Genomic DNA, 14,125 nt, shown 5'->3' with positions numbered 1-14,125 from the left:
AGGATGCCATGTATGCTCACACTACAGATAAAACGGCTCCACCGGTATGGCGGCGCTGGTTCGCTTTTCTGGGCGGCGGCATTGCCTGGACCTTTCACCTGCTGGCAATTTATGCAATAGGGGAATTTGGTTGTGTCAGCGGTTTTGACCAGCAGATGTATCTCGGCATCAGCGGCGTTGCCTGGCTGCTCATAATCACGGGGATTATCTCGCTGGCGCCTGCTGTCGCCGCAACTATCGTCGGCTATATCGATGCCCGTCGAGATAAACAACAGGAAAAGCCGGGGGGGGAGGATGAGGGAGAGAGATATCTGTCGAGCTTCGGCTGGCCTCTCAATGGCTTGTTTGTTCTGATAATTTTTGTTGAGAGTCTGCCTGTTTTCGCCTATCTCGGGGGCTGTTAAAGTCGGTCGATCTTCGCGTTTTCTTGTCATTTTCAGGAGAAGTGATGGAAAGAAGAACCATGATGAAATGGATGATCCGGGCCATAGGTCTGGCAATCGCGGGCATGGTCGGCATCCCTGCCTTCATTGCCGCGTTTTCACCGTCCTGGATATATCGGAGAAGGCCGAAGGTATGGCGGTCGCTGGGGAGGCTCGAGGACTTTCCCGTGGGAGAAATGCAGAAAATTTTGATCTCCCTGCCCGAGGAACAATGGGGCAAGGCTCTGCGGGAAAAGGCGGTATATGCCTGGCGTCCAACTGTGGCAGAAGCTGTGGTCTACTCCAGGAGCTGCACCGACCTGGGGTGCCCGCTTACTTTTGATCCTGGGAGTGAGTGCTTTTTCTGTCCCTGCCACGGCGGCATTTTCGATAAAAATGGGGAAAGGATGGCCGGGCCTCCCCATCGTCCGATGTATCGTTTTACGGTTCGGGTCGCCAACGGTGAAATTGAGATCGATCTCAACTCAGTGCCGGCAATGGCATGACCGGAAAACATGAGGCTTAAACTTGTGATTGGCAAAACAGGAGTATTCAAAGGAGTAATGGGCAATGTTTAAAAAAACCGCCGCCCACCGTCTCGGTTTTATGCCGTTCATAGAAAAAGTCCTCCACCGGAGAGTGCCGAAGACCTTCTGGTATCAGGGTGATGGCGCAGCTTTGACTACACTGCTGCTGGTTCAGGTGATCACCGGCGTCACCATGACGCTCTATTATGCCAATGCCGCCGATCACGCCTATGACAGCATCAATCATATCACCGCCAATCTGCCGCTGGGCTGGCTGGTTCGCGGCATTCACTACTGGAGTGCCGGAATAATGGTGGTAACCCTGATCTTTCATGTACTTCGGCATCTGGCTTTGGGCGGCTACAAGGCTCCTCGCGAAGGCACCTGGATTATCGGCGTGTTTCAGTTTTTTCTGGTGCTGACCATGTCCTTCAGCGGCTATGTGCTGCGTTGGGATGAACGCGCGGTTTATGCCGCGCGGGTGGTGCTCAACATGTTTTCCAAGGTTCCCTTTATTGGCGACGAACTGGTGCTTCTGGTTCAAGGGGCCGAACAGATGGGCTCTCTTACCCTTTCCCGTTTCTTTGCCGTACACGTCTGGATGGTCCCTCTGCTGTTGATCGGTCTGGTTGGCATCCATCTCTACCTCGTGGTTCTTCATGGAGTGAGTTCCAGGGCGGAGCACGAGGCTTCAGTGAGAACGGCGGAGCAGGAGAAAAAGGTATATAAGGAAACGGCTCATTCGCAGGAAGGCGGGGAATGGTTCTATCCGAGAACGGTCTTGAAAACCGGCACCATGGCCTTGGTGATCTTCTCAATAGCCTTCATTGTAGCGCTGATTGTGGGGCCGAGGGAGATGTTTCCCGAAGGAAATCTCATCCACTCCTCCATGCCGCAGGAGGAATGGTGGTTCTGGTGGTACAGCGCTCTAATAGCACAGCTGCCTCCCTGGCTTGCCCCCAATTTTTACTGGATGTTTCCGTTGGCGCTGTTCGTGGGCATGCTGCTTCTGCCTTTTGCAGATCGCGGGGCTAACCGGGGACCGCACAGAAGGCCGTTCTGGATGGGTTTCGTGATAGTGATCATCATCGCCCTGCTGTGGCTTTCCTATCTGCGCACGAAATCCCCTTGGACAGGCTGGCCGGACCCGGATTCGCCGCCGGTTCCTTCCAAAGTGGTTATCTCTGAGGAGGCTGAGAAGGGACGTGTGCTCTTTGCCGCATACGGTTGCAACAGCTGTCATGCCATCGCTTCGCAGCGCCGCAGGGTCGGGCCAGATCTGGCCCGGATCGAGCATCGGATGTCTGTGCAGGAGTTGCGCAACTTTATTCTGAAGCCTCCGGGGGATGTCCCGATGCCTGCTTACCAGAACCGGATATCGGCAACGGATCTTGACCGCGTAGCGGATTTCGTCCTGGTAGCGCAGACCTTTCCACGGCAGAAGGACAAGTGAATCAACACTGGGAGAACGACCATGCGGAAAGGAACTGAATGGGGGATCGGGACTACAGCTCTCCTTGTCATTGGAATTATCATGGCCGCCGGTTATTTTGCCCTGCCGCAGATTATGCAGAAGGGCGAAGACCCCGTGTGGGCCGTACCTGAGGGCAATCCTCAACATGGAGCCGGTGCAATTATCAGATATGGCTGTTTCTCGTGCCATGAAATTGCCGGAATTCGCAAAGCCACCGGCAGGGTTGGTCCAAAACTGCACGACATCCGCGAGCAGATGTATATAGGAGGAGTGCTGGCGAATTCTCCGGACAACATGGCCAAATGGGTCCGTAATCCACGAAGGTTTTCACCTGAAACGGCTATGCCTGATCTCGGCGTCATGGATCAGGATGTCCTGGATATTGCCGCTTACCTTTATAAGCATTGATGGGGACTCGTAAAAAGCCCGATCTACGCCTTGGTATATCGAGCTTTTTTCAATCGTTTTATGAGTCTGTCAAAGCTGCAGCAACGTACCCATGATCCTGTTTTTGACAATGCTCTAATTTGAGGCGAACTCCTCTCTTAATGCCTTTTTGTTGAGTTTACCGACACTGGTTTTAGTAATGGAATCAACAATCAGAACCCGTTCCGGCATGCCATATCTGGGGAGTGTGCCATCGTCGATACTCTGCTGAATTACACTTTTGATATCCGCTTCAGAAAGATGTATATCAAAGCCCTGCTTAGGGACCACAAGCGCCAGAGGTCTCTCCCCCCATTTCGAATCAGCAACGCCTATGACGGCAACTTCACTTACTCCATCATGTTTACTGATGATGTCTTCCAACTCAAGTGAGGAGATCCATTCTCCCCCTGTTTTGATGACGTCCTTGAGTCTGTCTGTGATCTGCAGATAACCTTCGTCATCGATAAAACCTATATCTCCGGTATGCAGCCAATTGCCGGCCCAGAGCTCTTCGCTTTTTTCCGGGTCCTTGAGATATCCTTGAGTAAGCCAGGGAGCGCGGACAACAACTTCTCCGGTGGACTTGCCGTCATGGGGCAGGGGATTTCCATGCGGGTCGACTATTTCAAGGTGGACATTACTGATAGGCAGTCCGGTGCGACAGCGCATTTTTATCTGCTTCTCCTGGTCCCAGCTAAGCATATGAGGCTTAAGATTGGCAAGGGTCAGAATCGGACATGTTTCCGACATGCCGTAACCGGTATAGATATTAATACCTCTATTGAGAGCAGCCTTACACATGCCGCTGGACAGTGCGGACCCGCCGATTATGACCTTCCAGCCATTAAGATCGCATTCATCGATGATCGGCGATGACAGCAGCATATGCATAATGGTGGGAACACAATGGGAGAAACTGACCTTTTTAGTTGTAATCAGCCTGAGGAGCATGTCAGGTTCATAGCGGCCAGGATAGACCTGCTTGGCACCCAGATAAGTCATCAGGTATGGCATGCCCCAGGCGTGTACATGAAACATTGGGGTGATCGGCATATAAACATCAGCGGAACTTATCCTGGCCTGGCTGTCGTAGCCGCAGAGTGCAGCGATAATGCCGAGAGTATGCATGACGAGCTGTCGATGACTGAAATATACCCCTTTTGGTAAACCGGTTGTCCCGGTAGTGTAAAAAGTGGTTGCTATGGAATTTTCGTCGAAATCCGGGAAGGAATACTCCTCAGAACTCTCCCGGAGCATTGTCTCGTACTCATGATCGAGGACCAGGTCTGTCTGTGGAGGTGTTGCACCGTCGTTGATAAGCACAATCTTTTTCACCGTGGTGAGCTTGTCCCTAATCGCCTCAAGAAGCGGCAGGAATTCAGCGTTCACAAAAATGACATCGTCTTCGGCATGGTTGATTGTGTACAGAAGTTGATCGCTGGAGAGCCGGACATTGACGGTATGGAGGACTGCTCCGATCATCGGAATGGCAAAGTAGCATTCAAGATATCTGTGTGAATCCCAGTCCATTACGGCAACGGTGTCTCCAGGCCGGACTCCGAGGCTGTTGAGGCTATTAGCCAACCGGCATATACGTTTACCAAACTGCTGATAGGTAAATTCTATCTGGTCGCGGTAGCATATCCGCTGATTTGGAGAATATATGAGAGGTGAGATGAGCAAATTTTTGATGAGAAGGGGCTGGGAAAAGGCTGAAGGGGTAGCTGGGATGATTTTTGTCTGCATAGAGCCTCCATATTTGTATTATGTTTTACGTCATGTCGAAGGTGTGACTTACGGATCACGGCGTTGGCCGCAAGAGTAGGAGCAAACTCTCCCTTCAGCAGAAAAATGCCGCTTTCCGATGTGACTACCCTACCATAAATAGCACAAGTTGAACAGAAATGTGATATAAATTAGTGGCTCGGAGAATACAAGGGTATGGGAGGAAAAAGATATCGTCGGGATGATACCCCTATTTCAATGTTTCACCAGGTATCGTTGGAGCAAAGAGCTCGGACAGGCATTAGAACAGGATCTTCTTAAAAAAATCCGCCGAGAATGCCGAGATTCTTGAGGAGGTCGGTAAGCCTGTTTTCATTTAACTGAACCAAACCGGTCGCTTTGGCATAGGCAAGCGCCTCCTGGTATTCACGGTTGCTCAGGTCTCTGTCGATTGGAGTCGAGGCGGTGCCGCAGGGCCGGTACTGGTCCATGATATTGACGTAGCAACGGGATGAAACTTTTTCAGAGATAAAGGTGAGGATTTTGCCGGTTTCTTCTACATGATTCGGCATAACCAGATGCCTGATCAGCAGTCCGCGCTGTGCTATTCCTTCACTGTCTATACGAAGATTTCCCACCTGGTCGAACATTGCTTTAATCGCTTTCCTGGCAATTTCGGGATAATCAGCGGCCTTGGTATACGCCCTGGCTGTTGTTTTTCTCCAGAATTTGAAGTCAGGCATATAAATATCGATTATTCCGTCAAGCAGGGCCAGTGTTTCAACGGAGTCGTAGCCGCTGCTATTGTATACCAGAGGAAGTCTGAGTCCGTTTCTGATGGCTTCCGGCAGTGCTCTTAAAATATGAGGTACTACATGGGTCGGGGTGACCAGATTGATGTTGTGGCATCCCTGCTGCTGAAGGCTGATCATGACAGCGGCGAGCTCTTCACTGGAGAGATGGCGAGCATCCGCTTCATTGAAGTGACTTATTTCATAATTCTGACAGAAAATGCAGAGAAGGTTGCAGGATGCGAAAAAGATGGTGCCGGAGCCCCGTTGTCCCACCAGAGGCCGCTCTTCACCGAAATGAGGACCGTAACTTGAGACCGGAGCGAGCGGTCCCACTCCGCAAACACCTAAAGACCCGGCTATCCGATCCACACGGCAGTTCTGAGGGCATATGGTGCAGCACTCCATAATCTTCCACGCATGATCAATGCGGCGCTGCAACTCACCACTCTCAAAGAGTTGTAAATATCCTGGTTTCATATTTTCTTCTCTTCTGAAAATAAAACATAATGCCGGAAATCACTTGCTCTCTACAGTGGCAAAACCACGTCTCCTTCCTGATTATACAACGAATGAGTGCAATTGCCAAATTTGTTAGGCAAAAAAGCCGAACCACTGTCTCTCCAGAGCCAATCCCGGCATTGGTATTTTTACGAGATTATTAAGTATCTGATTACCCCGGGAACTCAGCATTTTCTGGCCCAACCTTGAGCTGAGGATAGGGTGATCAGGATGTATGTTGCTCGACGCTTGAAAATAGGATAGTATTTTCGGTCTCATCTTAAATCAGTCATCCCGGACGGTGAGAACCCACTCTTGCAATATCTTTTTAACTGTACAGCATGAGTCCAGCTGAGTTTCATTTTCAATCAGCTTTTTCATTGAATGCCGGATTTTTCAAAAGAACCACCTTCGGGAAAATTACGGCGGGGAGGAGGAGACGGAGAAAAGGATGGAAACCAAGTGCGTAGATATGTTGCAGGGCAAGGTGCTGCTGGTGGATGATGAGCAAATAAATCTGCGTGTCGGCAGGAGTTTACTGGAAAAAATAGGTTTCGAAGTTGAAGTAGCCGTCGACGGCAGAGGAGCTCTGAAGAAAACAGCAGAAAAGCATTACGATCTCGTCTTTATGGATATCCAGATGCCGGTTCTGGGGGGAATAAAAGCGACTGAGATATTACGCCGCAGAGAACTGGAGCGAGGAGATGCTCCGCAAATAATCATCGCAATGACGGCAAGTTTCTCATATTCGACAAAAAACATCTGTCTCGCCGCGGGGATGGATGGCTATATCAGCAAACCTATTGAACCGCAGACCTTGATACCATACCTGCGTTCTCTGCTTGCCCATGGCGCCTCTGCTTGCCGCATTTGCGCTGGAGCAGAGCAGCCTCAGCCTTCCATTGTGGTTAAACCCGAGGATGGCGAAGAAAGCTCCCTGCGCACTTGGAACCGACAGCTCGCTCGTGAGTATGTGAGCGGTGATGAGGAATTGCTGCTCGAGCTGATGAAAATTTTTCTCGAAAAAAAGGATTTCCTTATGGCAGCCGTCATAGATGCTTTTAAAAAAAATGATGGCGAGGAGCTCAGCTTTGCGGCGCATGCCTTTAAGGGAGCGGTCAACCATTTTGCCGCGGAAGAGTGTCAGCAGCTAGCCCGCATCATAGAGAGCAGAGCCCTGCAGGGCGGCTTGAAGGAAGTCAAAGCCGATATTGATAAGCTCAAAAATGCTGCGGATGCGCTGGCCCTGGAACTTTTAACAGCGGTTACTCTTCATGTTACTGAGTAACAAATGGTGGACTCGTAAAAAGCTGGATAGATGCTGCAACGTTTAGATACTACGCCTGGTAGATCAACTTTCTCGAAGTCGGAGTTTATGCCCGTACGGGTGCTTATCGCAGAGTCGATCCCACAACTTCGATGATTCTTTACCAGAACATCACACATACCAACCAACCCCGTTTTGCCTTATCTTTTCTCCCGCCGCTGTTTTTCACCCGCCAGTAAGGGATAGGGCTTCCAGTAGATTTCGCTGATTCTCTGCAGGATTTTGGTGCGTGACAGAAAAAAACGTTCAATCATATAATAGAGAGTCGGCACCACGATCAGCGTCAGGAAGGTGGCCACCACCAGCCCGAAAATTACCACTACCGCCATTGATCTCCACCACTGACTCGACTCGCTTACCCACGAAATTGCCAGGATGTGAAAATCAAAAGAGACTCCGGTTACCATGGGAACAAGACCTAATATGGTTGTTACCGCCGTCAGTATAACGGGACGCAGGCGGGTTGCCCCAGCGGAAATGACGGCGTCGCGCAGGGCAAAACCGCGCTGGCGTAGTTTATTGGTATAGTCTATCAGGACAATGGCATTGTTGACCACTACACCCGCCAGTGAAATCACGCCAACCCCGGTCATGATGATGCCGAAGGGTGACCTGAACAGAACCAGTCCCAAAAAAGCACCGCCCAGCGAGAGAATCACCGAGGTCATGATAATAAAGGGCTGGGTCACCGAATTGAACATGCTCACCAAAATCAGAAAAATAAGCAATAAGGCCACCGCGAAAGCCTTGGAAAGAAACTCTTCCGATTCCTTTTGAAACTCATGTTCACCGGTGAAGGTCAGTTTGTATCCGGGAGGAATGGGCAGATCCTGCATGATTTTTGCGGCATGCTCGCGGGCTACCGGTCCGGGAATTTTGGTTTCGTCGACATTGGCTTTCACCGTCACTACCCGTTCATTATTGATCCGGTTGATATCGCCTAAAGAACCTTCAAAACTGACGGTAGCGATTGTGGAAAGGGGCACCATTTCCCCGGATGGCGTGGGCAGCATCAATTCATGAAGGACATCCACAACATTTCTGTCCTTTTCCCCCAGTTGTACCGTGATGTCATAGTCATCGTCACCTTCGCGGTAAGAAGAAACTTCAAGACCGTTATAGGCACTCTTCAGGGCGAAGCCGATGCTGTTGGTCGACAATCCGAAGAGCGAGGCCTTCTGCCTATCTACGTTGACTTCAACAGATGGGATACCTTCAACGTAGTTATCGCGAATATCCTTGACATGAGGTACCTTTTCAAGAATTTCCCTGATGGTCCCGGCGATCTCACTGAGAACGGCAAAATTGTCTCCGGCGATCTCAATATTGATCGGTGCTCCTGTTGGCGGACCTTCCGCTTCCATGGCCAGCGTGATTATGGCGCCCGGAATGTTTTCAACACGCTCTCTGATATCGTCCACTGTTTCGTGAGTGGAACGCAGCCGTTCTTCGATTTCGAGAAAACGGATTCCGATATGATTAGGGGTGTTGGCGTCAAAGGCTGATCCACCTCCGGCCGAAAGAACTCCCTTGGTGTAAATATTCTTGATGTTCTTCAAGTCGCTGGGGCCGTAAAACTCTTCCCCTGTGGCTTTTTCATGTTTCTTCGGTGCCAGTGCCTCTTCGATCAAGACATCTTCTTGATTGTAGCCAAATCCTGCCAGAGCCCGCTCAACACGTTGAATAATGGTATCGATATAATCGAGATCGGCACCCTCGGGAACATCCATGTTGACATACATGCCCTTTGGATCAATATCAGGAAAAAATTCCACCGGTTTTTCCAGGCCAATGACCAACAGCCATGACTGGAAGAGCAGGATGAGCACACAGAAGGCTGTGGCGATTACGGTTAAAGGCATGTCGAGAGCGGAAGAGAGCAGCCGGGCATAGCTTTTCAGAAATCTTCCCTTGACGGCGATGGGCTGTTCAACCGCTTTGGAAACCTCTTCAAGACTTCTGGCTTCGGTATTCCCGATTTTCCTGACTTTCATGAAAATCGAGGCAAGCGCAGGATTTATCACCAGTGCCACAAAAAGACTTGAGGACAATGTTATAATCAGGGTCAGGGGCAGATAGCTCATGAATTCTCCCATGATGCCAGGCCAGAAGAGCATCGGGGAAAAGGCCGCCAGAGTGGTTGCGGTGGAGCCGATAACGGGATAGGCGACTTCCGATGTGCCCTTCATTGCCGCCTCGATTCGACCTGCCCCCTGCTCCATGAACCTGTATATGTTTTCGATAATGACAATGGCATTATCCACCAGCATGCCCAAGGCCAGGGTGAGACTGAAAAGCACCACCATATTCAGGGTTATCCCCATAATCTGCAGAACCGTGAAGGAAAGCAGGATCGAGAGGGGAATGGCCATGCTTACCAGCAGGGCGTTGCGTATACCCATGGCGAAAAAGATGACGATAAGTACCAGGGAGAGACCGGAGAGGATATTATTCTCCAGGTCCTTGACCATCAGATGGATGTCCCGTGACTTATCCATCACCTTGGTAATCTCCGTTCCCGAAGGCCAGGTGGCCTGGTGTCTTTCAATGACCCTGTCGATCTGCTCGCTGGTGGCGATGATGTTTTCCCCGGATCGCTTTTTTACCGCGATATTAACGGCGGAGCGGCCGTCGAGCCGTGATCTGCTTGCTTCATCCTTGAAGCCGTCTACGACCGTGGCGACGTCTTTGAGGTAGACCGGTTCACCCATATGGGTGGCCATTACCAGACCGTAGATCTCCTCGGGTGTGGAAAATTCTCCTGGTACGCGCAGTTGATAACGTCCATTCCCAAGTTGTATGGTGCCGCCGGAGGTATTTTGATTCTCGCTTCTGACAGCTGCTTCGAAATTACCGATGGTAAGTCCGTAGTAGGCGAGTTTTTCCGGAATGACCTCGACCCGGATTTCGCGTTCCAGCCCTCCGGTGACATCGGCTTCGAGAACTCCGGTGATAGCTTCGACGTCATCCTCGATATCATCGGCGATCTCTTTCAGGCAGGGTAATCCGCAGGTGCCGGAGAGGGAGAAGACGACGATGGGCATCTCGGAGAAGTTCACCTCAAAAACGGAAGGATCTTCATCCAGATCGGTGGGAAGTTCACCAAGAGATTCATCCACCTTGTCCCTGACGTCCTGCAGGGCCTGGTCGATGTCGGTTCCGGTGACGAACTCGATATTGATCGAAGAGGTACCCTCCGAACTGACGGACTGTATCTTTTTGAGGCCGTCAAGACCTTTGAGTTTTTTTTCGATTTCTATGGTTATCGAAGTCTCGATATCGGCAGGCGACACTCCTCGATAGGTAGTGGAAACAAAGACATTGGGTATGGTTATATCCGGATCGCTCTCCCGGGGGAGCGAGAGATAGCTGTAGACTCCGAAGATGATCAGCAGCAGGGTGAGAACAACGACGGTGGTGCTTTTTCGTATTGCCGTATCCGAGATTATCATAATGTATAATTATCCACACTGGTGAGCACCTTGACGACCTCGACCCTTTGTTCATTTTCGATATTTCTATGTCCTTCGACAATCAATCTGTCTCCGGGGTTCAGACCGCTCTTTACCTCAACCATCCATTTTTCCATGATTCCGAGTTCAACCAGTCTTTTGGTGGCTACTCCATCTTTTTCGACATAGACAAAATGTTCATCATTTCTTGAAATAACGGCGTATATGGGGATGGTAATGGCATTCTGCACACTCCTTTTGACGATGTCGGCACGAATGAACATGCCGGGCAGAATACTATGGGAAGGGTTGTCTATTTCGAGTTCCATCTTGTATAACCGCGCGGTGGTATCGGGTGAGGGTGAAAGGAAATGTTTCTTTCCGCGGACGCCAAGTCTGTCAAGGGCTTGAATGCTTACCGCTATTTCATCGAGCTGGCGCACCGCTGCGACATCGGATTCAGGGATGCCTATTACCCCCTTGACCTTGTCGATGTGCAGTATTTGGCCAATGGGGTCGGCAACGGAAAGAAGCAGACCGATCTTGGCATCAAGCCTGCGCACTATTCCATCGATAGGAGCCGTTATCGTGGTGCGGGACAGGAGCAGCCTGGCATTGTCGAGATCCGCCCTGGCGGTGAGCATTTTGGTTTCCTTGGCATCCAACTGGGCGGCAGGAATGACCCCCTTCTCAAAAATATTCTGGTCGCGTTCAAAGTCGGTCTTCGCCTGTTTATAGGCGGCTTGAGCGCGCTGCAGGGCGATCCTGTAATCATTATCTTCAATCCGGGCAATAATATCGCCTTTTTTTACCTTATCCCCCTCCTGAACAAGAACTTCATTGATGGCGCCGCTGACTTTTGCCATCAGTTCCAGCTTGGTCCATGGTTCGATGCTGCCGGGCAGATTGATTCGATCACTGATTACCGAGCGCTGCAGGGGAAAGACAACTGTATTGACGGGAGGACGCTCTTTACTCACTGCATCAGCATTGTCGGCTGCGATTGAATTCTGTTTCCGGGTGGTAGCCATCCCCAAAGCTATTATCAGAAGGAAAAGGCAAAGGAGGACGAGCCGGGGCAGAATTCTCCAGATAAAATAAACTGACTTGGCTCTGGCTGTGGTTGGTTGATTATATTGATGATCCATTGTAATTTACCTTTTGCTCTGGGATTGAGACTGGTGATGGTGCCAGGCCTTCAAGTGCCTGTTGAAAAAGCAGCCGCATTGCCGGAGCGACTTCTTCCTCAGTAATTCTTCCTGAATACCAGGCTGAAACAACCAGGATATAGAGAGCATAGAAATGACCGGCGAGATAGAGAAGGTCAATATCCTTGCGCAGCTCACCTCTTTCCTGAGCTATTTCGTAGAGGGAGAAAAGCAGTTCGAGCCATTTATCCTCAAGCTTTTTAAAACTACCATTATCAAGATCATCAGGAAAAAGGACCTGCTGCATATAAAAACAGCCGAATTTCCGGTCTTGAGTGACGTGAATGAACTCACCCATAAAAACGGTCATGACCTGTTCGAGTATGGGAGCTTTCGGGTCGGTTTTGCCGACAAGCTCGTCGCGTATGAATTCCAGCTGATCTTCACAGAAGGCATAAAATATTTCGTTTTTTGTCTGGAAATAGGAATAGATGGTTCCTTTGCCTATGCCAGCTTCTCGGGCAAGCTCGGCAATGGAAGTCTTTTCAAAGCCTTTTTTGCCAAAAAGATGAATGGCGGCTGCTATTATTGCCTTTCTGGTTTTTTGTTTTTTTTCTTCTCGCGACATGCTCATTTCTTGATTCCTTCGTTAAAGTCGACCGCAGTCGAGATTTTAACCACAACGAGCATCAGGTCAAGAAAAAAATGACCGCGGTCGATTTTTTTCTTCAGGTAATTATCTGATAAACCTTATATGATAATCTCGTAAAAAGTCATCGAAGTTCCGGGATGGACTCTGGAAAAAGCTTGATATACTAGGCGTAGTATCTGAAACGGCGATTTGGCAGTACATGTGGTACGGCAAATCGCCGTTTCAGATCTACAACGACGTAGATCGGGCTTTTTACGAGTCCATCTTATATGGTAATTAGTGATAATCTTGTAATAAGTAATTGTAATCACCGAGATGGACTCGCGATAAGCACCCGTAAGGGCACACACTCCGGCTTCGAGAAAGCTTGATATATTAGACGTAAATCGAGCTTTACGAGCCCATCAATATGAAAAAGGTATAAAAGCAAAGGGAAATTGGCCGTAAAGCTTCACAGGATGTCGGCCTTTCTACAATCCCAAACCGAGGGTAAATTATATCTTGTCTAAAAAACCAGAAGATATTCCCGATATTATCTTGATTGTCGGCATAGACGCTGCCGGCAAGGATCATCTGGCCAAAATCGCGCAGCGACTGATCAGGGAGAGAGGAGGTTGTGCCGAGAAGCGAAAAAATCTCCTCAGCGGCAGCAAAGCGGCGGAAAATACCAGTGGGGCTAAGACTGCGCTGGTATTATTTCTTGAACGGGCCTTCCTCGTTCTTCTACCCTTCTTTGGATTCCTGCTTCCCAGGATACTCACTGTATTGTTGCAAAGAGATCTAAGAAAATTCAAAACTCCTGGTGAAAAACTTATTATCATCGGCCACCGCTATCTGCGGGGGCTGGCAATTTACTGGGCTCTTCGGTATCCCCGCAAAGATCTGATTCCTCTTCCTCAGGGTTTAACCGCAACATTGGCGGAGATGCGGACCATACCCTCTTTTCACACCATTGTTCTATCTGTTGATCAGATTATACGCAAGAGGAGGATAACGAAACGGAGAACTCTGGGGGAAGCAGATGTATTCGACAGATATATGGAGGAAAACCCTGAAGTGGCGAAACATACCGAAGATATTCTAGTGTGGCTGACCCGGCAGTTTCTGGGTGCTCAGCTAATTGTGAATAATGACCTTCCGGAAGAGGAACTCCGCCGTCTTATCGTAAGAGAAAGCTGAACCATTCCGTTATTACAGGACTGTTCTTGCCGAATTGGATGATTGACCGGAAAAAATCTGTCATGCTGTTGGTAGGTTCAACGATTTTCAAAACTTTTTCAGTAAGGTTATTGAGGCATAAATATTGCTTGAAATAAAAATAAAGGGACAGGCCGTATCAAGGTGATGTGGCAATTGGCGTCCAGTATCTCGGCTACTGCGATGATTAATTGCGAGATCATCAGTTATTAAACACCAAAAACAATAAAATCACTATGAGTGCAACACAACAAGACCGGATTCTCGGCAACAATACACCTGTTGCGATAAATGGTGGTTACGAAAATGCCAAATACATCTGCAAAATCGTTCTCGCCATTGTCCTGCCGCCGCTGGGTGTCCTTGTAGAGGAAGGAGTGGGGAAGCATCTCTGGATCAACCTTGTGCTGACCGTATTCGGGTATATCCCGGGTATTCTTCATGCATTATGGGTAGTCCTGAAAAGGTAATGAGATGACT

At 49.5% G+C, this 14,125-nt stretch carries 12 protein-coding genes; 7 read left to right on the top strand and 5 right to left on the bottom strand.

Annotation, left to right across the window (positions count from 1 at the left end; all coding sequences use genetic code 11):
• The first annotated feature begins 8 nt into the window (after positions 1 to 8).
• The 4 genes from JWG88_RS17660 to JWG88_RS17645 all read left to right on the top strand — a co-directional run bounded on the left by JWG88_RS17660 (position 9) and on the right by JWG88_RS17645 (position 2,831).
• Positions 9 to 404: a hypothetical protein gene (locus JWG88_RS17660; RefSeq protein WP_205235119.1), complete on the top strand. Its 396-nt coding sequence runs from the start codon at positions 9 to 11 to the stop codon at positions 402 to 404.
• 44 nt (positions 405 to 448) lie between these two features.
• The gene (locus JWG88_RS17655; RefSeq protein WP_205235118.1) at positions 449 to 928 is read left to right on the top strand and encodes a QcrA and Rieske domain-containing protein; all 480 of its coding nucleotides are present in this window, start codon (positions 449 to 451) and stop codon (positions 926 to 928) included.
• Between the two features lie 64 nt (positions 929 to 992).
• Positions 993 to 2,402: a cytochrome b N-terminal domain-containing protein gene (locus tag JWG88_RS17650; RefSeq protein ID WP_205235117.1), complete on the top strand. Its 1,410-nt coding sequence runs from the start codon at positions 993 to 995 to the stop codon at positions 2,400 to 2,402.
• A 21-nt stretch (positions 2,403 to 2,423) separates the two neighbouring features.
• Positions 2,424 to 2,831 (top strand): c-type cytochrome, encoded by a 408-nt coding sequence (locus JWG88_RS17645; RefSeq protein ID WP_205235116.1) that lies wholly within the window; start codon positions 2,424 to 2,426, stop codon positions 2,829 to 2,831.
• A 114-nt stretch (positions 2,832 to 2,945) separates the two neighbouring features.
• Here the strand turns inward: JWG88_RS17645 and JWG88_RS17640 are convergent, their stop codons facing one another.
• Both JWG88_RS17640 and JWG88_RS17635 read right to left on the bottom strand, forming a co-directional pair.
• Entirely contained in the window at positions 2,946 to 4,598 is a 1,653-nt protein-coding gene (locus JWG88_RS17640) for a fatty acid--CoA ligase (protein WP_205235115.1), read from the bottom strand.
• Positions 4,599 to 4,894: 296 nt separating this feature from the next.
• Positions 4,895 to 5,848, bottom strand: coding sequence for a radical SAM protein (locus tag JWG88_RS17635; protein ID WP_205235114.1), 954 nt, complete (start codon positions 5,846 to 5,848; stop codon positions 4,895 to 4,897).
• Positions 5,849 to 6,320: 472 nt separating this feature from the next.
• On the opposite strand from JWG88_RS17635, the gene JWG88_RS17630 reads away from it, so the two are divergent.
• Complete coding sequence (locus JWG88_RS17630; RefSeq protein WP_205235113.1) at positions 6,321 to 7,157, top strand: response regulator; 837 nt, start codon at positions 6,321 to 6,323, stop codon at positions 7,155 to 7,157.
• Positions 7,158 to 7,336: 179 nt separating this feature from the next.
• Here JWG88_RS17630 and JWG88_RS17625 read toward each other — a convergent pair whose 3' ends face one another.
• Genes JWG88_RS17625 through JWG88_RS17615 form a run of 3 tightly spaced genes read right to left on the bottom strand, consistent with a single transcriptional unit; the run spans position 7,337 to position 12,424 of the window.
• Complete coding sequence (locus JWG88_RS17625) at positions 7,337 to 10,648, bottom strand: efflux RND transporter permease subunit (RefSeq protein ID WP_205235112.1); 3,312 nt, start codon at positions 10,646 to 10,648, stop codon at positions 7,337 to 7,339.
• Positions 10,645 to 11,796, bottom strand: a complete 1,152-nt coding sequence (locus JWG88_RS17620) for an efflux RND transporter periplasmic adaptor subunit (protein WP_205235111.1) — start codon at positions 11,794 to 11,796, stop codon at positions 10,645 to 10,647. Before JWG88_RS17620 ends, JWG88_RS17625 begins: the two co-directional genes overlap by 4 nt.
• On the bottom strand, positions 11,780 to 12,424 hold the full coding sequence (locus tag JWG88_RS17615) for a TetR/AcrR family transcriptional regulator (RefSeq protein ID WP_205235110.1): 645 nt from the start codon (positions 12,422 to 12,424) through the stop codon (positions 11,780 to 11,782). Before JWG88_RS17615 ends, JWG88_RS17620 begins: the two co-directional genes overlap by 17 nt.
• A 525-nt stretch (positions 12,425 to 12,949) precedes the next feature.
• Between JWG88_RS17615 and JWG88_RS17610 the strand changes: the two genes are divergently transcribed.
• Together JWG88_RS17610 and JWG88_RS21995 are read left to right on the top strand one after the other, a co-directional pair.
• Positions 12,950 to 13,627 carry a hypothetical protein gene (locus JWG88_RS17610; RefSeq protein ID WP_205235109.1) on the top strand — a complete coding sequence of 226 codons (678 nt, stop codon included), beginning with the start codon at positions 12,950 to 12,952 and terminating at the stop codon, positions 13,625 to 13,627.
• Between the two features lie 254 nt (positions 13,628 to 13,881).
• Positions 13,882 to 14,115, top strand: a complete 234-nt coding sequence (locus JWG88_RS21995; protein ID WP_205235108.1) for a YqaE/Pmp3 family membrane protein — start codon at positions 13,882 to 13,884, stop codon at positions 14,113 to 14,115.
• The last annotated feature ends 10 nt before the right edge of the window (positions 14,116 to 14,125 follow it).

Origin of the sequence: Desulfopila inferna (genome assembly GCF_016919005.1) — a bacterium.
GTDB lineage: Bacteria > Desulfobacterota > Desulfobulbia > Desulfobulbales > Desulfocapsaceae > Desulfopila_A > Desulfopila_A inferna.
Note: the sequence above shows the minus strand (reverse complement) of the source record. Positions and strands in the feature narration are given on the sequence as shown.

Excerpts from the sequence above, each read along its gene's own strand:
- JWG88_RS21995 (WP_205235108.1), top strand. The coding sequence starts at position 13,882 with ATGAGTGCAACACAACAAGACCGGATTCTCGGCAACAATACACCTGTT.
- JWG88_RS17615 (WP_205235110.1), bottom strand. The coding sequence starts at position 12,424 with ATGTCGCGAGAAGAAAAAAAACAAAAAACCAGAAAGGCAATAATAGCA.
- JWG88_RS17655 (WP_205235118.1), top strand. The coding sequence starts at position 449 with ATGGAAAGAAGAACCATGATGAAATGGATGATCCGGGCCATAGGTCTG.
- JWG88_RS17650 (WP_205235117.1), top strand. The coding sequence starts at position 993 with ATGTTTAAAAAAACCGCCGCCCACCGTCTCGGTTTTATGCCGTTCATA.
- JWG88_RS17620 (WP_205235111.1), bottom strand. The coding sequence starts at position 11,796 with ATGGATCATCAATATAATCAACCAACCACAGCCAGAGCCAAGTCAGTT.
- JWG88_RS17640 (WP_205235115.1), bottom strand. The coding sequence starts at position 4,598 with ATGCAGACAAAAATCATCCCAGCTACCCCTTCAGCCTTTTCCCAGCCC.
- JWG88_RS17645 (WP_205235116.1), top strand. The coding sequence starts at position 2,424 with ATGCGGAAAGGAACTGAATGGGGGATCGGGACTACAGCTCTCCTTGTC.
- JWG88_RS17630 (WP_205235113.1), top strand. The coding sequence starts at position 6,321 with ATGGAAACCAAGTGCGTAGATATGTTGCAGGGCAAGGTGCTGCTGGTG.
- JWG88_RS17635 (WP_205235114.1), bottom strand. The coding sequence starts at position 5,848 with ATGAAACCAGGATATTTACAACTCTTTGAGAGTGGTGAGTTGCAGCGC.
- JWG88_RS17660 (WP_205235119.1), top strand. The coding sequence starts at position 9 with ATGTATGCTCACACTACAGATAAAACGGCTCCACCGGTATGGCGGCGC.
- JWG88_RS17625 (WP_205235112.1), bottom strand. The coding sequence starts at position 10,648 with ATGATAATCTCGGATACGGCAATACGAAAAAGCACCACCGTCGTTGTT.